Annotated in this window: 17 protein-coding genes and 3 pseudogenes; 11 read left to right on the top strand and 9 right to left on the bottom strand. The window is 71.6% G+C overall.

Features of this window, described 5'->3' with window-relative positions; genetic code table 11:
• Positions 1–213: 213 nt before the first annotated feature.
• Positions 214–420 carry a hypervirulence associated TUDOR domain-containing protein gene (locus ABFX46_RS39760; RefSeq protein WP_346049181.1) on the bottom strand — a complete coding sequence of 69 codons (207 nt, stop codon included), beginning with the start codon at positions 418–420 and terminating at the stop codon, positions 214–216.
• 290 nt (positions 421–710) lie between these two features.
• On the opposite strand from ABFX46_RS39760, the gene ABFX46_RS39755 reads away from it, so the two are divergent.
• The 5 genes and pseudogenes from ABFX46_RS39755 to ABFX46_RS39740 all read left to right on the top strand — a co-directional run.
• Positions 711–1,733, top strand: a complete 1,023-nt coding sequence (locus ABFX46_RS39755; protein ID WP_346049179.1) for an LLM class flavin-dependent oxidoreductase — start codon at positions 711–713, stop codon at positions 1,731–1,733.
• Between the two features lie 499 nt (positions 1,734–2,232).
• A pseudogene (locus ABFX46_RS43785) lies at positions 2,233–3,642 on the top strand (SNIPE associated domain-containing protein); the annotation flags it as partial.
• A gap of 162 nt (positions 3,643–3,804) precedes the next feature.
• Positions 3,805–4,248, top strand: coding sequence for a GIY-YIG nuclease family protein (locus ABFX46_RS43780; protein ID WP_487046975.1), 444 nt, complete (start codon positions 3,805–3,807; stop codon positions 4,246–4,248).
• Between the two features lie 68 nt (positions 4,249–4,316).
• Positions 4,317–4,472, top strand: a complete 156-nt coding sequence (locus ABFX46_RS39745; protein ID WP_346049175.1) for a hypothetical protein — start codon at positions 4,317–4,319, stop codon at positions 4,470–4,472.
• Positions 4,473–4,537: 65 nt separating this feature from the next.
• Positions 4,538–4,654: pseudogene (locus tag ABFX46_RS39740) on the top strand (IMP dehydrogenase); the annotation flags it as partial.
• Between the two features lie 176 nt (positions 4,655–4,830).
• Here the strand turns inward: ABFX46_RS39740 and ABFX46_RS39735 are convergent.
• Positions 4,831–5,766: a hypothetical protein gene (locus ABFX46_RS39735; protein WP_346049173.1), complete on the bottom strand. Its 936-nt coding sequence runs from the start codon at positions 5,764–5,766 to the stop codon at positions 4,831–4,833.
• 317 nt (positions 5,767–6,083) lie between these two features.
• Between ABFX46_RS39735 and ABFX46_RS39730 the strand changes: the two genes are divergently transcribed.
• Together ABFX46_RS39730 and ABFX46_RS39725 are read left to right on the top strand one after the other, a co-directional pair.
• Positions 6,084–8,135: a SpoIIE family protein phosphatase gene (locus tag ABFX46_RS39730; protein ID WP_346049171.1), complete on the top strand. Its 2,052-nt coding sequence runs from the start codon at positions 6,084–6,086 to the stop codon at positions 8,133–8,135.
• Between the two features lie 239 nt (positions 8,136–8,374).
• The gene (locus tag ABFX46_RS39725; RefSeq protein WP_346049169.1) at positions 8,375–8,887 is read left to right on the top strand and encodes a hypothetical protein; all 513 of its coding nucleotides are present in this window, start codon (positions 8,375–8,377) and stop codon (positions 8,885–8,887) included.
• Between the two features lie 60 nt (positions 8,888–8,947).
• Here the strand turns inward: ABFX46_RS39725 and ABFX46_RS39720 are convergent, their stop codons facing one another.
• Positions 8,948–10,255, bottom strand: a complete 1,308-nt coding sequence (locus ABFX46_RS39720; protein ID WP_346049168.1) for a diacylglycerol/lipid kinase family protein — start codon at positions 10,253–10,255, stop codon at positions 8,948–8,950.
• Between the two features lie 272 nt (positions 10,256–10,527).
• Between ABFX46_RS39720 and ABFX46_RS39715 the strand changes: the two genes are divergently transcribed.
• The gene (locus ABFX46_RS39715; protein WP_346049167.1) at positions 10,528–13,182 is read left to right on the top strand and encodes a winged helix-turn-helix domain-containing protein; all 2,655 of its coding nucleotides are present in this window, start codon (positions 10,528–10,530) and stop codon (positions 13,180–13,182) included.
• A gap of 22 nt (positions 13,183–13,204) precedes the next feature.
• Here ABFX46_RS39715 and ABFX46_RS39710 read toward each other — a convergent pair whose 3' ends face one another.
• Positions 13,205–13,459 (bottom strand): hypothetical protein, encoded by a 255-nt coding sequence (locus ABFX46_RS39710; protein WP_346049166.1) that lies wholly within the window; start codon positions 13,457–13,459, stop codon positions 13,205–13,207.
• Positions 13,460–13,524: 65 nt separating this feature from the next.
• Entirely contained in the window at positions 13,525–14,136 is a 612-nt protein-coding gene (locus ABFX46_RS39705; protein WP_346049165.1) for an HdeD family acid-resistance protein, read from the bottom strand.
• A gap of 214 nt (positions 14,137–14,350) precedes the next feature.
• Here ABFX46_RS39705 and ABFX46_RS39700 point away from each other — a divergent pair, with 214 nt between their 5' ends.
• Together ABFX46_RS39700 and ABFX46_RS39695 are read left to right on the top strand one after the other, a co-directional pair.
• Entirely contained in the window at positions 14,351–14,803 is a 453-nt protein-coding gene (locus tag ABFX46_RS39700) for a DUF7144 family membrane protein (protein ID WP_346049164.1), read from the top strand.
• Between the two features lie 140 nt (positions 14,804–14,943).
• A complete protein-coding gene (locus ABFX46_RS39695) occupies positions 14,944–15,813 on the top strand; it encodes a hypothetical protein (protein WP_346049163.1) in 870 nt (289 codons plus the stop codon).
• Between the two features lie 109 nt (positions 15,814–15,922).
• Here ABFX46_RS39695 and ABFX46_RS39690 read toward each other — a convergent pair whose 3' ends face one another.
• Positions 15,923–17,614: an MFS transporter gene (locus tag ABFX46_RS39690; RefSeq protein WP_346049162.1), complete on the bottom strand. Its 1,692-nt coding sequence runs from the start codon at positions 17,612–17,614 to the stop codon at positions 15,923–15,925.
• On the bottom strand, positions 17,611–19,011 hold the full coding sequence (locus ABFX46_RS39685; RefSeq protein ID WP_346049161.1) for a DUF2252 domain-containing protein: 1,401 nt from the start codon (positions 19,009–19,011) through the stop codon (positions 17,611–17,613). The genes ABFX46_RS39690 and ABFX46_RS39685 overlap by 4 nt, the downstream gene beginning before the upstream one ends.
• Positions 19,012–19,127: 116 nt before the next feature.
• Here ABFX46_RS39685 and ABFX46_RS43675 point away from each other — a divergent pair.
• Positions 19,128–19,343: pseudogene (locus ABFX46_RS43675) on the top strand (hypothetical protein); the annotation flags it as partial.
• Here ABFX46_RS43675 and ABFX46_RS39680 read toward each other — a convergent pair.
• Positions 19,280–19,798 carry a hypothetical protein gene (locus ABFX46_RS39680; RefSeq protein ID WP_346049160.1) on the bottom strand — a complete coding sequence of 173 codons (519 nt, stop codon included), beginning with the start codon at positions 19,796–19,798 and terminating at the stop codon, positions 19,280–19,282. The pseudogene ABFX46_RS43675 and the gene ABFX46_RS39680 sit on opposite strands and share 64 nt — an antisense overlap.
• Positions 19,799–19,896: 98 nt before the next feature.
• On the bottom strand, positions 19,897–20,475 hold the full coding sequence (locus ABFX46_RS39675) for a TetR/AcrR family transcriptional regulator (protein ID WP_346049159.1): 579 nt from the start codon (positions 20,473–20,475) through the stop codon (positions 19,897–19,899).
• Between the last annotated feature and the right edge of the window lie 83 nt (positions 20,476–20,558).

The following is a 20,558-nucleotide window of genomic DNA, read 5'->3' as shown; positions in this document are numbered from 1 at the left end:
GCCCATTCACCGTCGGTCAGGTCCGAGGGGTAACACGACTGCCGAGACATCGCGCCACCCTGCACGAACCGGCACACAAGATCACGCAGCCACGCCGACCGAGATCAACTTCTCAAACACGCACTCATCGAGCCCGAGTTGCCCGGCGCGCGGTGCTACCCCCTCGCGGACATATTGCGGTGCCACCGGCGCTGCGTCGGCTGCGTGCGTGGCCTACAGTTTCGTCAGCGCCTTTCCCTTGTGCATCGCGATGTGGTCGGTCTTGTCACTTCGAATCTCGTACTGCGGATCGTCCTTGCTGCAGCGGCGCGTGTGTCCCTTGTACTCCACGTCCTTAGTGTGCTTCCTGATGATCACGCCTTCCACATATCCCGCTTCCGAGTTCCACCTAACGTGATCGCCCACGGAGAACTGCTCCATCGTTCCGCCCCTTTCCTCTCGCATACCGGGCTCGCCTCAATCCTCGGGCTACCCACACGGCCCCTATTTTCACGTTCGTGCCACCATCAGGCAGGCTGGGCGCCGGCTCCTTCGCCGAGGCCGCGTTCGAGTTCGAGCGCGACCGCGATGGTGAGGTGGTCGTTCCGGGGGCCGCGGCGGCTTGGACACCGCGAGGAAGCCCGTCCGCCATCAGCCGGACGGGGCGAACTGGGCGGCCGTGTGCTGGTCCGTGCTGGAATCTCGTAGGCGTTGTGATGGTTGGTGTGGGTGTGAAGAAGATCGGTTTTCTCTCGTTCGGTCACTGGAGTGACGGCGCCGGCTCGCAGACACGGTCGGCGGCGGACGCGCTGCTGCAGTCGGTCGATCTCGCCGTGGCGGCGGAGGAACTGGGTGCCGATGGCGCCTACTTCCGGGTGCACCATTTCGCCAGGCAGCTGGCCTCTCCGCTTCCGCTGCTGTCCGCGATCGGCGCGAAGACCTCGCGCATCGAGATCGGCACCGGCGTGATCGACATGCGCTACGAGAACCCGCTGTACTTCGCCGAGAACGCCGGGGCCGCCGATCTGATCTCGGGTGGACGGCTGCAACTGGGCATCAGCCGGGGATCGCCGGAGCAGGTCGTCGACGGGTGGCGGTACTTCGGGTACGAGCCGTCCGAGGGCGACACCGATGCCGACATGGCGCGCAAGCACACCGAGGTTCTGCTGACGGTGCTGCAGGGCGAGGGCTTCGCCCAGCCGAATCCGCGCCCGATGTTCCCCAATCCGCCCGGCCTCCTGCGCATCGAGCCGCATTCCGAGGGCCTGCGCGACCGCATCTGGTGGGGTTCCGGCTCCAATGCCACCAGTGTGTGGGCGGCCGAGCTGGGCATGAACCTGCAGAGTTCCACGCTCAAGGACGACGAGACCGGCGAGCCGCTGCACGTCCAGCAGCGCAAGCAGATCGAGGCCTACCGGCAGGCGTGGAAGGACGCCGGACACCAGCGCGAGCCGCGGGTGTCGGTCAGCCGCAGCATCTTCGCGCTCACCAGCGACCTGGACCGCGCCTACTTCGGCCGGAACGCCGACTCGAGCGACCAGATCGGAATGATCGACGAGAAGACCAGAGCGGTCTTCGGCCGGTCGTACGCCGCCGAACCGGACGTCCTGGTCAAACAACTGGCCGCCGACGAGGCCATCCAGGCCGCCGACACACTCCTGCTCACGGTCCCCAACCAGCTCGGCGTGGACTACAACGCACACGTCCTGGAGAACATCCTGACCCACGTGGCCCCCGACCTCGGCTGGCGCTAGCCCAAGCCACCCCCGCCCATCACGGCATCAATGGGACGTTAGTGCTGGGCACAGGGACCAGCCTGTCGAACGGTCAGCGAGTCCCGCCCCACCTCGCCAACACCCACGACAGGCGGTGATGCCTGCGGACGGGCGACCGGAGGAGTTGCGCACCAGGTGGCCCGCAGTTCGTGCACTGCCACCGACGCTCGAAGCCGTTCGAGGACGCCTAGGACACCGAGCAGACGCCCTGCCGCGTCGCCGCCGCCCGACGTTTGAACAGCGTACGTGGGCTCGCGGTCCAGCACACGCCGCCCCATCCGCTGACCAGTCTGCCATCGCCTTCTGCCTCGAAGGGCTGCCGGATGCGGCCATTAACGGCGCGTCAACCGGGGCCACCGCCGGGTCGTCCTAGATACGTCGGGCGCTCCCCTCGATGAGTTCAGACCGTGGTGGCCCGGGGGTCGCGGTTTCGGATCGAGGCCCTCGTTTCGCTTTGAGATGACGTTGCGAGGAAGTGATGGCGCTGCAGGAAATTCCGCACCCCGACTACGTCGGCGTCGAAGTGAATTCTGCCGATGCTGACCGCACCCTGCGCCTTCTACGGTTCTTCCTTCGGGAAGGGGAGAGGGTTGTGGCTCTCACGACGACCGTCAAGGCGCTTCCGACGCTCACCCACATCGTCATCACGGAGCGTCGGATCGTTGGATTCTCCATCGCCGAGCTGGCCAAGGACGGGCTGCGCCAGGAGACTGAAATCACGGCGATCGCCTCCGTCGAGATGCGAAAATCCTACAAGCAGCGCTGGTTCTTCGTAATCGTGGACAAAGCAGGCGCCGATACCGACTTCGGGGACGTGCACGACCAGGATGCGCCGCGACTTGCCCAGATCGTCCAAGGCCTTGTCGGGCGGGAAGCCCCGCCCCACCCGGAAGCCGCCGTCCCGGCTCCGCACACGCCGACGATGGGTGTGGGGACGCCTACGCCACCACCTGCCGCACCGGTGATGCCTCCGCCCCAGCCTCCGCCCATGCGAGCGGCCGTGCCAACCGCCCCTCACCCGACCTGGCGGTACAACCCGCCGCCGACCTGGCCCGCACCGCCTCCAGGCTGGACGCCGCCGCCCGGATGGATGCCCGATGCGAGTTGGCCGCCCGCACCGCCGGGCTGGCAATTCTGGTCACCCGTGCCTGTTCAGGCCACGCCGCCGGGGAGTATTCCGCCGCCCCTGGCTCGCCCGGCGGTCGAACCGCCTGTTCCCCCAGCAGCGAGGCCGATGCCGCTACCGCCCGAGCCTTCTGGAGGAGCCAGAGGCAGGGCGGTGTTCGGAAACCGCAAGCAGCGGATCGAGGAACTTGAGGCCGAGAACGCCGAGTTGCGCGGATGGCTGCAGCAGCTCGGTGGCTTGGAAGCGCCCCAAGTGGCGGCGGAGTTGAAGCGCATACGCGGCGAGATCAACGACGCCGAGCGCAAGCGCGCAGAACTACAGGTCGAGTTGCAGCGCGTCCGCAGTTCGATCACCGAGACTGCGGACCTCGCCCTCCTGCAAGAGGCGGGTGTCTACGAGTACCAGCATCCGCTGGCCGACGTCGTCGCCTACAAGGCCGAGCTGGCGAAGGTGAAGGATCGCATCAAGGCCATGGTACGGACCGGTAACGCGGTCGTGGGGGCCACGAACTGGACGGTGAACGGTTCAGCGGCACAGGGCGGCAAGATGGTGCGGGACTTCTCCAAGCTGATGTTGCGCGCCTACAACGCCGAGGCCGACAACCTGGTCCGGACGATGCGGCCCTACAAGCTGCAGTCGGCGATCGAGCGACTCGACAAGAGTGCGCAGACGATCGAACGGCTCGGCAAGACCATGGACATCCGGGTCAGCCGGGAGTACCGGTCGATTCGCGTCAAGGAACTGCGTCTCACCGCCGATCACCTGGCCAAGGCCGAGGAGGAGAAGGAACGGGTCCGGGCCGAGCGCGAGCGTCAGCGCGAAGAGGAGAAGGCACGCAAGGAATTCGAGCGGGAGAAGGCCCGCCTGCTCAAGGAGCGCTCGCACGTTGAGTCGGCGCTCGCGCGGCTGGAGGCGAACGGGGACATGGGCGGCGCCGCCGACCTGCGGGCGAAGCTCGCCGATGTGGAGTCGGCGATCTCGGACGTCGAGGGCCGCGCCGCCAACGTCCGTGCCGGGTACGTCTATGTGATCTCCAACATCGGTGCGTTCGGTGAGCGCATGGTGAAGATCGGGATGACGCGGCGCCTGGAGCCGATGGACCGCGTCCGCGAGCTGGGCGACGCCTCGGTGCCCTTCCGGTTCGACGTCCACGCTCTCATCTTCAGTGATGACGCCGTCGGGCTGGAGAACAATCTTCACCAGGAGTTCGCAGATCGTCGTGTCAACCAGGTCAACCTTCGCAGAGAGTTCTTCTACGCCACACCCGCCGAGGTCCGCGAGGTCCTCGAGCAGATCGCGGGCAACCATCTCCTGGAGTACAACGAGATACCTGAAGCCCTCGAATATCGCGCCGGTAAGCCTTCCTGATGGAGGAGGCGCGCGGTTGTCGGTACAGCAGATCCCCGCATGGCCCATGTCGAACTACGCGACGGGGCGTGGCCTTCGGCGGCCGGCAGGCTGTCCACCCCACGGACGCGATCATCCGCACCGCGGTGACCTGCTTCGGCGTCGGCTCGTTCGCGACCTCGGACGGTACCTGCGCCAACTGCCGCAACGGCTTCCCGTCGAACTGCCTGACCGCGAGTTCATGAGCACCTGCCAGGCCGACTACGTCCGCATCCCCAATGCGCAAGGCACGCTCGTGCCCTCCCATCTGACTCGCGCCATCGATCCGGGCAAGGTCTTCGACCTCACTCTTCCCCTGGAGCAGGTCGTGGAGGGCTACAGAGACATGGACGAGCGACGCGCCATCAAGGCCCTCCTGAAGCCCTGACCGCGTCCGCGCGCCCGCGCGGGCATTTGCACCCCGGGTCTTCCAACAACACCGCAAACCACTCATCGCGGTAGCGCTCTCCTGGCCGCTACCCCCAGCCGAGTGCTGAGACCAACCTCAGTGTGCTGCGGCAGGCGCGTCTCCCGCGGAGCACTTGCCTCCCGACATGGTGCTCCTCATGGGGATGACGTCCCCTGATCCGGAGGGCTGGTCTTCTGGGACGGCGACGGGGCCGGTGAGGTCGGAAGGGGAATCAGCGGCGGGAGTCGGATGGGAGGCGACGAGGTGGTGCCCGGGGCCGGGGACGCGGAAGGAGACGGGGATGCAGGCGTAGGAGGGCTGAGTGTCGAGTTCGTCCTGTGGGAGGTGCTCCTGCGTTCGGCCGGGGTCGGTGTGCCGGGCGGCCGGGGGGTCCTGGTCATGGCGTAAGGGGATCGGCCTGGACGGTTGCCCCCGACTTGGTCGCGGTGCCACGACGGGCCGGCGGCCGGCGGGGCGGGCCTGACCTCGGCGGGAGCATTGCCGGGAAGCAGTTCCGCCGTGGCCACGATGGTGGCGGCGGGAACCGCGGCGGCCAGCAGGCTGCGGAGGCCGCCTTCGCGCAGCAGGCTCCATAAGGCGAGCAGCGGGACCGCGGAGAGTTCCAGCAGGCGCGGTCTCGGCCGCCGGGTCTTGGCCTTGGACCGCAGTATCCGGGCCGCGCACGCCACCTGGCCCCGCGGTAGATCCTGGTTGAGCACGATGATCGCGCGGCCGTCCTGCTCGCCGACGTAGCCCAGCAGCCGGGCGGGCATCGATGCCCGCGCGAAGGGGCCGATCCCGCCGCGGACCGGCGCGGCGGTGAGCAGGTACCGCCACACCTGCCCGGCGGCCTCGGTGTCCTCCTCCTCGGCGCCGGCCTCGGTGCCGGCGATCAGGATCAGGGTCGAGGCCTGGCCGCGGTCGGTCGGCGGTACCGGCAGGCATTCCCATCCGTGCGCGTCCTGGAAGGCGTGCTCCAGTTCGGGCGGCGGGTTCCACAGCCGCCGCACGGCCAACTCGCTGCGCAGTTGGGCGTTCTCCCTGGTGAGCCTTTCGATTTGCTTGTGCAGGTCTTCAGTGTGGGGGTCCACGTCGTCTCCCCTTCTGCCACCGGCACGCCCCCGGTGCACACGCGTATCCCCCAGTCGCACGAAGGTATGCCCTTGCGGCCATGTCCGGCCGGTGGTGAATGGCGCCCGGAATATCGAACCCGTGAACGGGGCGGTTGCTCATCAAACTATGTGTCCGCTTGAGGTAGTGCCACGGAGGCCGGGAACGAGGCACTCGGTAGAGGCCCGCGACGCCGTGCCGCGATCGAGCGAGATGCCGGCGCGGGCGCGCGCGGGACGGGGACCGGGAAGACGGGACGACGGGGGGCTCGAGGATGGGTGGTGCGGGCGTACACGGCATGGGGTGGCTTGCGCTGGAGGCCTTCGATCCGGCGCCGGTCGCGGTGGCGCTGACGATCGGGCCGGATCACCGTCTGGTGTACACCAATCTCGCCTACCGGGCGTTCGTCGGCGACCGTCCGCTCGGGGAGCCGATCGGGGAGGCGTTCGGCGCCGCCGCCAAGCAGGACTACGGCGAACTGTTCGACCGCGTGCTGTCCACCGGTGAACCGGTGACCCTGGTGGAGGCGCCGGTGAAGCCGGCCGGCGCGGACGTCGAGGCCGAGGAGCGGTACTTCTCCTTCAGCCTCTCGCGGTTCACCCACGAGCGGCCCGGGGTGCTGGTGGTCGCGGTCGATGTCACCGAACAGGTCGCCGCGGTCGGACGGGCGGACCGGGCGACCGAGGAGCAGCGGCGGTCGCGGCGCCGGCTGGAGAGCCTGGTGTGGATGAACGCGCAGGTCGTGTGGATGACGGACGCGGACGGCAAGGTGATCGAATCGACCGGCGGGTGGGAGCACATCACCGGCCAGAGCCGGGAGGAGTTCCTCGGCGACGGCTGGATGGAGGCGCTGCACCCCGACGACCGCGAGCCGACGACGCGGTCGTGGGACGAGACGCGCCGGCACGTCCGCCCCTGGCATTACTTCTACCGGGTCCGCACGCGCGAGGGCGAGTACCGGCATTTCGAGGTGCGGTCCGCGCCGGTGATCGAGGACGGTGCCGTCGTCGAATGGATCGGCACCTGCTTCGACGTGGAGGAGGAGTGGCGGGACGGGCAGCGCCGCGACCTGCTCGCCCGCGCCGCCGCTGCCGCGGCCGAGCAGACCGAACTGACCGAGATGTTCGCCGCGCTCGTCGACGTGCTGGTTCCCGAACTCGCCGACGGGTGCGGCGTCCACCTGCTCCCCGACCTGGGCGACCGTCCCGCGGGCGCTCCGATCACCGTGCAGCGCGTCGCCACCGCCGCGCGCCGCGACCTGCGGCAGCAGCCGCCCGCAGGTGAGGAGCGGTTCGCCCCCGACAGCGGGTTCGCCCGCGCGCTGGAGCGGCGGCGCCCGCTGCAGCGCACCTTCCCGCCGGGACGGCCGCCGGCCGACCTGCTGCCCCGCAGCACCGCCGCGTGGCTGACCGAGTCCGGCGCCACCAGCGTCGTGCTGATGCCGGTCGCCGTCGACGGGGCCGTGGCCGCGGTGGTCACCGCCGCCAGGCGCGGTGACCGGGGCCCGATGAGCGCCGACGACATCGCCCTCCTGGAGCAGATCTTCGAACACGCCCACGACGCGCTGAGCGGCGCGGTCAAGTTCCACCGGACCCAGCAGGTCGCCCTGGCCCTGCAGCACAGCCTCCTCGCCGAGCCTCCGGAGCACGCCGACCTGCACATCGTCGCCAGATACACGGCCAGCCCCGCGGGGGCCGAGGTGGGAGGCGACTGGTACGACTCGTTCGTCCTTCCGGACGGCGCGACCGTGATGGCGATCGGTGACGTGGCGGGACACGACCTGGCCGCCGCCGTCGACATGAGCCGGCTGCGCAACATGCTCCGCGTGCTGACCGCCGACCGGCTCGCCCCGCCCGGCGAGATCCTGCGCCGCCTGAACAGTGCGATGGAGACCGTGGCGCCCGAGGCGACGGCGACCTGCGTCCTGGGCCGCGTCGAGGAGCCCGAACCGGGCCGGTGGCAGTTCAACTACGCCGTGGCCGGGCACCCGCCGCCGCTGCTGGTCACCGGCGACGGCGGCGGCCGCTTCCTCGAGGAGGCGGTCAACCCGCTGCTGGGCATGCCCTTCGGGACCTACCACAGCGCGACCGAACCGCTGCCGCCCGGCTCCACCCTGTTGCTGTACACCGACGGCCTGGTGGAGCATCCCGGCGAACACCTGGACAGGGGCCTGGACCGGCTTCGCCGCCACGCCTGCACACTCGCCCACCAGCCCCTGGAGCAGATGTGCGACGCGCTCGTGGCCGACCTGCCCGTCACCGGCACCGACGACATCGCCGTGATCGCCGTCCGGACTCCCGACACCGCCGCCTCCTCGACGGCCCCGGCGACGATTGAGCAGGACCCGTGATCTGCGTCATATTGATCGACCCACCATGAACGGCCCCGCCGCCTCGCGCGGCCCCTGCATCAGCGTGGCCCGCGACGCCGACGCCCACAGCCGCGTCCCGACCCGCACCCGCCGCCGGCACGCAGTTGATCTTCTTGCGTCCGTTCCCCTACAGTCTGGCGGGTGTCGCCTTCCGAGAGGGCGGCATTTTTGGCGGTGGGGACGCGCCAGCGGTGAGACTTCGTCACAGAGAGGCCGACATGCGACGCAATCTTCTCCCTGTCGCTGTGGTGGCCGGGGCCCTGTTCGTCCTTACCGGCTGCGGGAGTTCCGGTGACTCCGGAGCCGAGGACACATCTCCGTCGGCGTCGGCGCCGGCGGCAAGCGCGACGCCGCAGATCACGATCACCCCGGCGATGGCCTGCGAGGCGGTGGACGGCGTCTACACCACCCTGAGCTCGAACAGCCGAGCCGTGATCGCCAAGGGCGTCAGGGCCGAGGCCACCGGTGACGCCGCGACAGTGCGCGCGGCCTTGGCGGAGTTGAACCCGCTCTTCGTGAGCACCGGCAACACCTTCACCGACACGGCCTCGAAGGTGGCGGACCCGGACATGAAGGCGGCGTTGACCCAGCTCGCGGAGTCGGCCGAAAAGCAGGCCTCCTTCACCTCCTTCGCTCAATTCCGGTCGCTGGAGGCGATGACCGCCGCGCCCGAGAGCGTGCTCAAAGAGAAGTGCGCTCAAGCAGGCCGCCCACTCACGAACATGGAGTAGCCCCCGGAACACCGCGATCACCTCTGCGGTCTCACCTCGTCGTCTGCGGGCGGTGGACGGTCAGTCGCTGGAGGCGGTTCGTCTCGCGAAGGCCAGGTGGGAGAGCCTTCGCCAGTCCAGCGGGGTTCTGGGCGGTGGTGTCCTGCGGTGGTCGCGGGGCACCCGGACGCGAAGCGCGCCCGCTTGGATGCCGCAGACGACGGGCGTCGGCAAGATGAGCGCTTCGCCGTCGACACCGACCGGTATCTCGCCGCTCTCGGAGTCGATGACGACTTCGCTCGCCGTCAGCATGGCAAGGCCGCGGCCGCGCCGGCCGCGGAGCAGGCCGGCGGCCTGCGCGGCGCCGTCCACGGTGACGGCCAGGACGCCGAGGACGCCCGTGTCCAGCCGCTCGCGGCGGCCGAACCCGGAAGGGTCGCCGCCCTGGTAGGGGTTGTTGCTGACGAGGACGGCCTGCGGGGCCTCGATGAGCACGTCGCCGGCGCGGACGCTCAGGCGCGGTCCCCGGTGGTGGGTCAGCAGTTCGGGAAGTAGCCGGAGGCTGGTGCGGACCTTGCCGTCGCGGTACGCAGGGCTCTGCACGATCGCCGCGTAGGCCCCGAAGGAGGCATTGTTCACGAAGGCGCGGCCCGCGATGCGGCCGAGGTCGACGTGCAGCTCGACGCCGTCGGTGAGAGCGTCCAGGCAGGTCGAGGGATCGGCCCGGTCGAGGCCGAGGTCGAGGGCGAAGTGGTTGCGGGTTCCGGCTGAGACGACCATGAACGGCACGTCGCGGCGGGCTGCGACGGCGGCGACGAGTGCCTGCGTGCCGTCCCCTCCGGCGACGCCGAGGAGGTCGGCGCCGGCGGCCACGGCCTCGGTGGCGAGGGCGGCGACGTCCGTGGGGTGCGCGGGGTCGAGCAGGACGACGTCGGCGCCCAGTTCGCGTGCCTTCCCGGCCAGATGGAACCGCTCGACTTTGCCTCCGCCGGATCGTGGGTTCATGAGGACCACCGGGTGCCGCGCGGGCGGCGCGGGTGCGGGGACGGTCGCCGGGTTGCCGGCCGAGAGCGCGGCCCGTCCGGTCAGCACGGCGAGGGCCCAGAGGGCGGCGGAGAGCAGGACGGCCCACAGCAGCCCCAGCGCGATGTAGTACATCGCGGCGGCGATGGGTGCGGCGACGGCCAGGATGCCGGACAGGTACCGGATCGGGCCGCGATGTGCCAGGGCCCACCAGAGCGCGACCACGGTCACGGCCACGGCCAGCACCCCCGCCGCGAGCAGCGTGATGCTTCTGAGGCCGGCGGCGAGCAGCAGCGTCAGAACGGCCGAGGCCCCGGACGACAGGGACAGGCCGGCCGTCCACCTCCGGCCGGGACGGTGATTCACGAGCCCATGTCATCCTGCCGCCCGCCGCGGCGGCATCACCTCATCCGGGTGATGCCGCAGCGGCGACGGGAAGGGCCGCCGGGCCGTCCGGAGACCGTGTCCCCGGGGTGGGACGTCTCCGAGGGATCCGCGGCGATGCCCCGACCGCCTTTCCATATCTATGGGTTTGTCGTAGATAAGCGCAAAGATTCCGCTAGGTACCGTTATGTGCAAATTTGTTGCTTTTCCGTTCTTTTGTGAGGGCCCTTCGACGAGCAGAGGAGAGAGGCATCGTGAACGAAGCCCTGCCGCAGGATCCGGCGCCCGATCGCGAGCGTCCCAGGTCACCGTCGCCGGTCTCGGCGGCGAAGGTGCGGGTTCCCGGCCGCCGCAGCTGGTTCATCACCCGGCAACGCCTGACGGAGCGCATGGAGGAGGGCGCGCGGGGCCCGCTCACGGTCGTGACGGGGCCTCCAGGTGCGGGCAAGTCGGTCGCGGCGGCCTCCTGGGCGACGACGGGACGCCGGCCCGGGCCGGTCGCCTGGGTCTCCCTGGACGAGGCGGACCACCGTCCGGCCGCGTTCTGGAGTCTCGCAGCCGCGGCGCTGGAACACGTGGGAGTCGCCGATGTCCCCCGTCCCCCCGAGGACGGGCTCGACATCTTCTGCGCGCGGCTCACCTTCGCCTTGGCCGGCCGCGCGGCCCCGGTCGTCCTCGTGCTGGACGATTTCCATCCGCCGGCCGGCTCCGATCTCGCGCGCGACGTGGCCCGCGTCCTCAAAGGGGCCGGTCCGGTGCTGCGGCTGGTGCTGATCTCCCGGACCGACCCGCCCCTTCCCCTGCACCGCTACCGGCTGACCGGCGAACTCGTCGAGATCCGGAGCGCGGACCTGGCCTTCGACGACGCCGAGATCCGCACACTGCTCGCCCACCACGGGGTGTCGGCGACCTCGGCGTCGGTCAGCGCCCTGCGCGAGCGGACCGAGGGGTGGGCGGCCGGTCTGCGGCTGGCCGCCATGACGATGGAGGGCCATCCGGACCCCGACGGCTTCGCCGCCGCGTTCGCCGGGGACGACCACGCCGTCGTCGACTACCTCGTCGCGGAGGTGTTGAACGTGCAGCCTCCCGCGGTCCGCCGGCTGCTGCTCAGGCTCGGCGTCGTCGAGCGGTTCGACGCGGAACTGGCGGCGGAGCTCGCCGGACCGGACACGAATGAGCTGTTCGCGGACCTGGTGCGCGAGAACGCCTTCGTCCTGCCGGTGGCCCACGGGTGGTACCGCTTCCACTCGGTGCTCGGTGCGGCCCTGCACCTGACGCTGCGCCAAGAGCATCCGGCGGACGCGGCCAGGCTGCATCGGCGTGCGGCGGAGTGGTTCAGCCGCGCCGGGGCGCTCGAGGAGGCCGTCCAGCACGCGGTGCTGGCCGGAGACCCGGCCTACGCCTCCCGGCTCATCGTCGACGGCCTGGCGATCGGCCGCGTGCTCGGCCTGTCGGACCGCCGGGCGCTCCTTCCGCTCTTCGGCGGTCTCCCGGACGGTGCCCTTGCCGGAGCCGCCGGACCCGAACCGCACCTCGTGGCCGCCGCGGTCGCGCTGGACCGGGGAGACGACGCGGGCCGCGCGGCGCACCTGGCCCGGGCGGAGCGCCTTCTGGCCGGACTGCCCGGCGACCGGGCGATCCCGGCGCGGCTGGCGGCCGGGCTGGTCAGGCTCGTCGCCGACTGCCCGGAGCGGCGGGCGGAGCTTCGCGACCTCGTCCACGGCCTGGACCGGTCGCTGGACGCCCTCCCGCCCGGCTCGCGGCACGACCTTCCGGAGCTGGACGCACTGGTCGGCTACGCGCACGGCCTCCTGGAACTGCGCGCCGGCCGGCCCGGGCGGGCCGAGCGGCGGTTCGAGCGCGCCCTGCCCGCCGCGGAGACCGGTGGCGATCTCCAGCATCGCCGGTGCCTGGGCGGGCTGGCGCTGGCGGGGGCGCTCCAGGGCGGCTTCCGCCGAGCGGCCCGGCTGATGTCGGCGGCCGCGCGGTTGCCCGAGATCTCCACTGGTCCCGCCGGGCGGCGGGTCGCGGCGGTTCATCTGGCCTGCGCTTGGGTCGCACTGGAGGAGGCCCGCCTGGACGAGGCGCGGGACGAACTGGACAAGAGCCGGATGGCGATCGCCGACTCTCCCGACGCCCTCTTCTCCGCCTTGCACGGCCTGCTCACCGCGCGCCTGGACGTGGCCGCCGGCCGGCCCGACCGGGCGCTGGCCGTGCTGGACGCCATCGGCGGGGACGCCGCCGGCATGCCGTGGTTCCGGCGCAGGGTGCGGCTGGCCGAGGCCGAGGCGCACCTCGCGGACGACGCGCCGGCGGAGGCGCGGGACGCCGCCCGCGACGCCGGCGGCGCCGAGGGCGCGGTCGCGCTCGCCCGCGTCCATCTGCACGAGCGGCACCCGGCGGCGGCGTCCCGGGCGGTCCGTCCCGTGCTGATGGAGCCCTCCGCGCCGGCCGCCGTCCGGGTGGACGCCTGGCTGCTGGACGCCTGCCTGGCCTACCGGGAGGAGGACCGATCCCGGGGCCGCCGCTCGCTGGAGCGCGCGCTGCGGCTGGGCGAACGCGAGAAGATCGGGCTGCCTTTCGCCAGGGCGCGGCGCTGGCTGCTCCCCGTGCTGCACCGGGATCCGGAACTTCTGCAGCCGCACCGGCGGTTCCTCGGACAGCTCGGCCTGGGAGGGGTTCCCGCCCGCACGGACGCCGCCGCCCCCGCCGTCGTGGGGCCGCTGAGCGAGCGGGAACTGGAGGTGCTGGCCCTGCTCTCCAAGATGCTGACGACGGACGAGATAGCCACCGAGATGTACCTCTCGGTCAACACCGTCAAGACCCATCTGAGGAACATCTACCGCAAGCTCGCGGTGACGCGGCGGGGTGAGGCGGTCCGCCGCGCACGCCGGTACCGGCTGCTGTGACCCCGTCCTGGAGCGTGCCCGGTCAGGGCGGGGCGGGCGGCAGCCGACGGACCCCGACCAGCTCGAACCCCAGTGCCTGGACCCGGTCGAGGATTCCGTACAGGGCCGCCTGGTCGAGTTCCCGGCCGCACAGCACCGTCTCGCCGGGGTTGAGCGTGACGCTGAGCTCCTCGAAGGCGAGCCGGAGCGATTCACCGACCCGCCCCTTGATCCGTATCTCGTAGTCGCACGCCGCACGCGGTGGGCCGTGGCCCGATGTCGGCATGTCCGTCGGCACGTCGCCTCCTCTCGGCTCCGCCGGTCGCGGTCCCGCAGCTCGCAGCATCGCGGGGTCACCCGTGGTCATCCTGCGGACGCGGCCTGCCGGTCGGCGTGGCGGATCCACAGGGTGACGAGGACGCTGATGATCCCCCAGGTGATCAACCAGAGGCCGAGCAGCCAGGTCAGGGCGACCAGGGTGGCCTCGGGATAGGCCAGGACGGCGATCCCGGCGAGCATTGAGAGGCAGGCCGTGACCAGTTCGGGACCGCGTCCTCTCCGGTCCCTGTCCGAGAGCACGGCGACGGCTTCGATGATGCCGCCGAGCAACCAGAACATGCCGAAGAGCACGGCCAGTACGGCAACGGTCTGGAACAGGTGGCGCATGGCGAGGACGCCGATCGAGAGCGAGAGCACCCCGAGCACGGCCATGAGGGTGCGGGCGCCGGCGGTGAGGCCGCCGGTGACCGACTGCGCGATCCGGACGACCCCGTTGATGATGAGCTGGAGCCCGATGAGCACGGCCAGTACCCCGACGGTGATTCCGGGCCAGGCCACCACGACGACGCCCAGCAGGAACGAGATGCCGCCGAGAGTCAGGGCCATCGCCTGGTGCTCGGTCACCATGTGCGTGAGCGTCGTGCCCTGCCTGTGATCAGGGACGGTTCCACCCGTCCTCGGAGATGTCGTCGACATCGTCGCTCCTCCCGTGTCCCCGTACGACGTCTTCGGCCCCTGGACGGCTCGTCCGTCCTGGCTGGGCCGCTACAGGGATGACACCGTTCCCGCGGACCGCGCCGCATCCTCCGCGGCGGGTGAGCGAGGCGCTACCGGATCACCCGCGGAGGGTGAGCCCGCGGCACCGCCGCCGCGCGATTCTGCGAGTGATCGATGGAATGAGGAGGTTCACATGTCACAGCGGATTTCCACCCGGCCGGGCCCCGGGGTGGACACCGAGCCCGCCGGCGGCTGGGTCACCGGCTTCGCGGTCTTCGCCGGCGTGATGATGGTGCTGATCGGGTCGTTCCAGGCCCTGCAGGGGCTGGCCGCGATCCTGCGGGACCAGTTCTACGTCGTCACGCCCCGCTACGTGTACGACTTCGACGTGTCCGCATGGGGATGGACGCACCTGGCGCTCGGCATCCTCGTCGCCGTCGCGGGCCTCTTCGTCTTCACCGGCCATGTGTGGGCCCGGGCGATCGGAGTCGCCTTCGCCGTGGTCAACGCGATCTCCCAGTTCCTGTTCCTGCCCTACTACCCGGTGTGGTCGGTCGTCATGATCGCCTTGGACGTCACCGTGATCTGGGCGCTGTGCGCGTACGGCCGGCGCTCCGCCGGCCATGCGGGCCTCCCGCGACGGTGACGCTCCGCGGAGGACCGTCCGCCGCGCGGCCCGCGGCCCCCGGCCCGGAGCGCTGGCTCGCCTGCGATGGACCGGTGGTGCCGCTCTCCGGCTCCGGCCGGCTCCGGTGGCGGGGGAGCCGCGGGCCGCGGCGGCGGACGATGACGGTGACCTGGCTGGACGCCCGCGGTCCGGTGGACCTCGGCTCCTTCCGGGACGCGGTGGAGCGGGCCGAGCGGCGTGCGCGACCGGGCACGCGGGTCGAGCACGCGCTGTGGACGACCGGCGCCCGGCTGGATGACGCGTGGTGCCGGTTCCTCGCCGCGCGGGACTTCCTGGTCGGTCTCTCCGCGGACGGCACCGCCGCCGGCCGCCTGCTGCCCGAGACCGCCCGGCGGTTGCGCCTGCACGGCGTGGACTGCAATGTCCTCTACCGAGTGCACGCGGGCAACGCCGATGCTCCGGTCGACGTCTACCGATACTGCCGGGACGAGCTCGGGGTGCGGCACGTCCAGTTCATCCCGGTCGTGGAGCGGGCCGGCGAGAACCGCCGGGCCGCCGGGCGCGGGCGGGCGGGCGGTTCCGCCGTCTCGGCGCGGACCGTCCGTCCGGAGCAGTGGGCGGCCTTCCTCGTGGCGGTGTTCGACGAATGGGTGCGCCGGGACGTCGGACGCCAGCACGTCCAGGTATTCGAGGAGGCGCTGACCGCGTGGACGGCCGCCGCACGGCGGCCCCGCGCGTCCCGCGCCGGGTGGGAGCGCCTGCCGCTGTACTGCCGCTGCTGCCCGGTCCTGTTCGCGTGCGGGGGCGGACGCCCCGGCCACCGCTTCGTCGAGTCCCCCGACGGCGAGTCCGGCCTCGACTACCTGTGTGCGGGATACCGGGAGTTCTTCGACCACATCGACCAGCCGATGCAGGTCATGGCGGCCCTTCTCCGCAGCGGCCGCGACATCGCCGAGGTCATGGCCGTCATCGCGCGATACGAGCACGAGCGGCAAGCCGCCTCGGACGCTCGACGGCCTTCATCGTGACGGGGGCGCCCGTGGGCGGACGGCGAGTTGACGAGCGGCGAACGACGGCGGGGCTCGGCGACCGGGAGCGCGCGGACTACGCGGGGGCCGTTGTCACTGATGGCGCCGGTCACCGCCGCCGGCGGCGGTCGGCGGATCCGCCGCCGGGTGCCGCCGGCGTGCGCGGGAGATCGCGGGTGAACGCCAGCGAGCCCAGCACGAGCAGCGCGGTGGCCAGCAGCCCCGCCTTCAGCGACACGAGCTGCGCCTCCTCGTAGTCGTCGACGAGCGCGTCCGCGGTGGCGGTGCCGAGGCCCGCCTTCCGCGCGGCCGCCTGGATCTGGCCGGTGGCGACGAAGTCGACGCCGGTCCCGGCGGCCACGCCGACCTGCTCGGCGACCTGGGCGCTGACGCGCTGGTCCTGCTCGACCTTCGACACGAACGCGCCGGTCAGGCCGGCCAGGACGATCGCTCCGATGAGCGCGATGCCGAGCGAGGACCCGAGCTGCTGGCCGGTGTACTGCAGGCCGCCCGCCTCCGCCCGGCCGGACGTCCCGACGGAGGACTGCACCAGGTTCCCGAGCTGGGAGACCATCAGCCCCATGCCGGTGCCGAGCACCCCCATCGACAGCGCGAAGGCGGGGCCGGCCAGGTCCGGCCGCACGGCCGCCATCAGGGCCAGGACCGCCGCGCCGGTGAGCACCAGGCCGGTCCGGACGATCGCTCGCACCGACAGCCGGGACGACAGCCGGGATCCGGCCGCGGAGGCGACGAACATCATCACGGAGACGGGCAGCATCCTGACGCCCGTCTCCAGCGCGTTGAGGCCGAGGACGAGCTGCAGGTACAGCGGCATGACGAAGAAGACGCCCATGAGGATGAGGTTCTGGGCGAACAGGCCGATCAGCCCGGCCCGGAGCGGCGGCGACTTCAGCAGGCCGAGGTGCAGCAGGGGATCGCCGGCCGCGTGCTCGCGGTGCCGCTGCCAGGCCGTGAAGGCCCAGAGCAGCGTCCCGCCGAGCGCGATGACGAACGGCGTCGGCGAGAGGCCGAACGGCTCGACCGGAGCGTCCTTCGGCCGGACCCAGCCCCAGGTGCTGGACTGCAGGGTGCCGAGCACGACCGTCCCTACTCCGCAGGCCGACAGCGCGGTGCCGACGAGGTCGAGGCGGGGAGCCGGACGGCCGCGGGCGGACTCCGCCAGCAGCCGCGCCGCCAGGAGGACGAGCACGACCAGGACCACCTCGCCGACGAAGATCACCCGCCAGGTCAGCTCGGTCGTCGCCCAGCCGCCGAGGATCGGCCCCACCGCGATCCCGGCGCCCGCGACCCCGCCGATCGCGGCGTAGGCGGCCGTGCGCTCGTGCCCCGTGAAGTTGTCGGCGACCAGCGCGACCAGCGCGGGCAGGACCAGCGCGGCGCCGATGCCCTCCAGTACCGACCAGCCGAGCGCGAGAACGGCCAGGGTCGGGGCCGCCGCGGTCAGCGCCGATCCGCAGGCGTAGACGACCAGCCCGGTGACGAAGGCGCGGCGCCGGCCGATGATGTCGCCGATCTTGGCGCCGGTCAGCATGAACATCGCCATCACCAGGCAGTACAGGGTGATGACCGCCTGGATCGCGGGGACCGTCGTGTCGAAGTCGTCCACCAGCGTGCTGATCGAGACGTTCATGACCGACTGGTCGAGGACCATGACGAACTGCGCGGTCGCCAGTGCGAGCAGCGGCCCCCATCGCCGCGTCGCTGCGCCTCCGATACGCCGTGTTCCCGTCCCCGCCCGCTCGCGTTGCGCTCCCGGGCCTCCCCGCTGACGGCCCGTCATGCGGCTTCCGCGGGGACCCGGCCGGCGCGCACGGCCTCGGCGAGGGCCTCGCGGTCGCGTTCGTTCTGGTCGGCGTAGGCCTCGGCGAACACGGCGAGCGCCCGGTCGAAGGCGTCGCCGCGGCCGAGGTAGGCCCCGATGGCGATCGGGTCCCCGGAGCGGGCGTGCGCGCGTGCCAGCGAGGCGCCGCAGACCCGGCCGAAGGCCGTCATGATCTCGGGCGTCATGGTCTCCGGCCGGGCGATGCCCTTCCAGTCGCGCAGTTGGCGGACGTAGAAGTCGCGGCGCCGGCCGTCGATCCCCCGGACGGTCTCCCAGCCGAGGAAGATGTCGCTCGCGGCCTGCATCAGCCGCTGCCCGGTGACGACGCGCTCCCCCTGGCCGGCGTGGCCGGCCGCGCCGGTGTACGGGGCCAGGACCGATGCGCCGGCCTCCTTGGCCTGGAGCAGCAGCGGATCATCGTCGTCCCGCCCCAGCAGGAGGACGATCCAGCAGCGGGTGCCCACACTGCCGACGCCGACGACCTTGCGCGCCATGTCGGCCACGCGGTAGCGCCCGAGCAGAGCCCGGCGCTCGGCGGAGAGGCTGCGGCCGTAGTCCTCGATCAGCCGGTGCAGCATCTCCACCGTCCCGGCGCCCCCCTCCCCGGGAAGCAGGTCCCGGATCGGAGTGACCAGCGGCGGGTCGGGGACGATCCGCCGCACGCCCCCCTCCAGCCGGGTCAGCTTCGCGAAGGCCTGCAGGTTCGTGCGCGTGCGGGCCCGGTCGGCCGCCGCGGAGAACCGCCGGCGGGCGTCGCCGCTCAGCCGGTCCGCCCGGATCGAGCCGAGATCGTCGGCGCTGTCCTGCGCGTACCAGATGTCGAGGGTGCGCATGCGGGCGAACTCGCGCATCCGCTCCCGGTAGCTCCGCACGCACGCGCGCACGGCGGCGGCGCGCCGCCGGGCGGAGAACCCGTTGGCGCGGCCGGCGATGGCCAGGCTCGCGGCGAGCCGCTTGACGTCCCACTCCCAGGGGCCGGGGAGCGTCTCGTCGAAGTCGTTGATGTCGAAGATCAGGTGCCGCTCGGGGGAGGCGAGCAGCCGGAAGTTCAGCATGTGGGCGTCACCGCACAGCTGCACCGTGACCCCCGTGTGGGGCGAGGCGCCGAGATCCGAGGCCATGACCGCCGCGGCGCCCCGGTAGAAGCGGAACGGCGACTCCAGCATGCGGCCGTAGCGGAGGGGCACCAGTTCCGGGAGCCGCGACGCGGACTGCGCCTCCAGGATGCCGACCGGATCGCGCCGCTCGCCGCGCTCGAACCGCCCGTGGCTCGAACGGGGCACCCCGGCACGCGCCCGCTTCCCGTAGGCCGCCCGCTCGGCCGGAGTCCGGACGGCGGCACCGATGCTGGTCATGGACGCAACCCCTCTCGTCAGACGCACGAACGGCATCGTCGGCGATGCCGCGGGCGGGGCGCTTCACCCGCACGGGGTGAGTCACGTCCGAGACGGCCTGCGGCTGGGGCAAGGCCGGATGGTCGGTCTTCGTGATCGTGCTGCCGTTCCTCGGTGCCTTCGTGTACCTGGTCGCGCGCGGCCGGGACATGGGCGAACGCGACCTGCGAGCGATCCGGAAGCGCGATGAACAGTGCCCGCGGCCGGCGGGTCTTTCGCCGCGAGCCGCTCAACCTGTACCGAGGCTCGAATGCCGGTGCCGCTCCGCGAGCGACTTCAGGTTCAGCAGCTGACGCCGGGCCATGATCAGATCGCCGACGGACAGCCCGAGGGCCGCCCAGCGGTTGGTCTGCATGACGACCTTGAGCAGCAGGCGTGTCGTTCCATCGGCCTGCGGCACGAGGACGTAGGACATGAAGGCGCCCATGATGGCGCCCGTCATCTGCCTCCCCGGGTCGACCGAGACGATCCGACCCAGCCTGCGCCCGCCCGCGCAGGTGAACCTCTCTCCGACCCGAGGCGCGGGAAGGCCCACCAGTTCGCGTGGTGAGCGACGGCCGAGGTTGTCGATCCAGTCGTAGGCGTACGGCGCAAGCCGCACTTGCGCCACCCATGGCCACACCGCTCCGGCAGGCGCGGCGACAGTCACGCCCCGCCAGGCCCGCAGCGCGGGCGAGGCGACGAAATCGTCGCAAGGGTAGGAGCGCACGACCTCGTCCTCTCTGACGCCCCATCGGTCACCGATCATGCGTCCATCCCCCTTCAATGCTCCGCCGTCCATTGTCGGAGGGACCGATGGGCCGAGCACGGGCAGGCCCGTCCGCGGCGGGATGTGGGGCGGCCGGGTCAGGTGGGCCAGGCCGCCATCGCCAGGTCGACGATCCGGTCGAGTTCCTCCCGGGACGCCCCGTCGGATGCCTGGACGGACATGCCCTGCAGCGTGGCGGCGTAGAACGCGGCCATGGCCGCCGGGTCCGCGGTGGTCGGCAGCGCTCCGGCCCGCCGGTCCGCGGCGATCCGGTCGCGGAAGGCCCGCTTGCTCGCCTCCCGCCGGTCCCGGAGGTCCCGTTTCACCTCCGTGGACGAGCAGTTGGTCGCGGCACTGATGATCATGCAGCCGGGCGGCCGGGCGGGGTCGGTGTACTCCCGCGCGGCCTCGCGCAGCAGCCGCTCGATGCTCGCCCGCGCGGTCGGCTCCTCGGCCAGGGCCCGGGTGCCGAAGGAGCCGTAGGTCTCGGCATAGCGCCCGACCGCCTCGGTGAACACCCGGTGCTTGTCGCCGAAGGCCCCGTAGAGGCTGGGCGGGTTGATGCCCATCGCCTTGGTCAGCATCGAGATCGACGTCGCCTCGTACCCGTGGCGCCAGAACGTCATCAGCGCCTGCTCCAGGGCGGCGTCGTGGTCGAACGATCGCGGTCGGCTCACGCCTCCATTTTATATCGATCGCTAAGAAACCTGCTATGGTCGTCGCCGGTTGTAGCGATCACTACAAAACTCGGAGGTCGACC

The organism is Actinomadura chokoriensis, assembly GCF_039529475.1.
Classification (GTDB): domain Bacteria; phylum Actinomycetota; class Actinomycetes; order Streptosporangiales; family Streptosporangiaceae; genus Spirillospora; species Spirillospora bangladeshensis.
The sequence above is the reverse complement of the archived record's forward strand: the minus strand, read 5'-3'. Positions and strand labels throughout refer to the sequence as shown.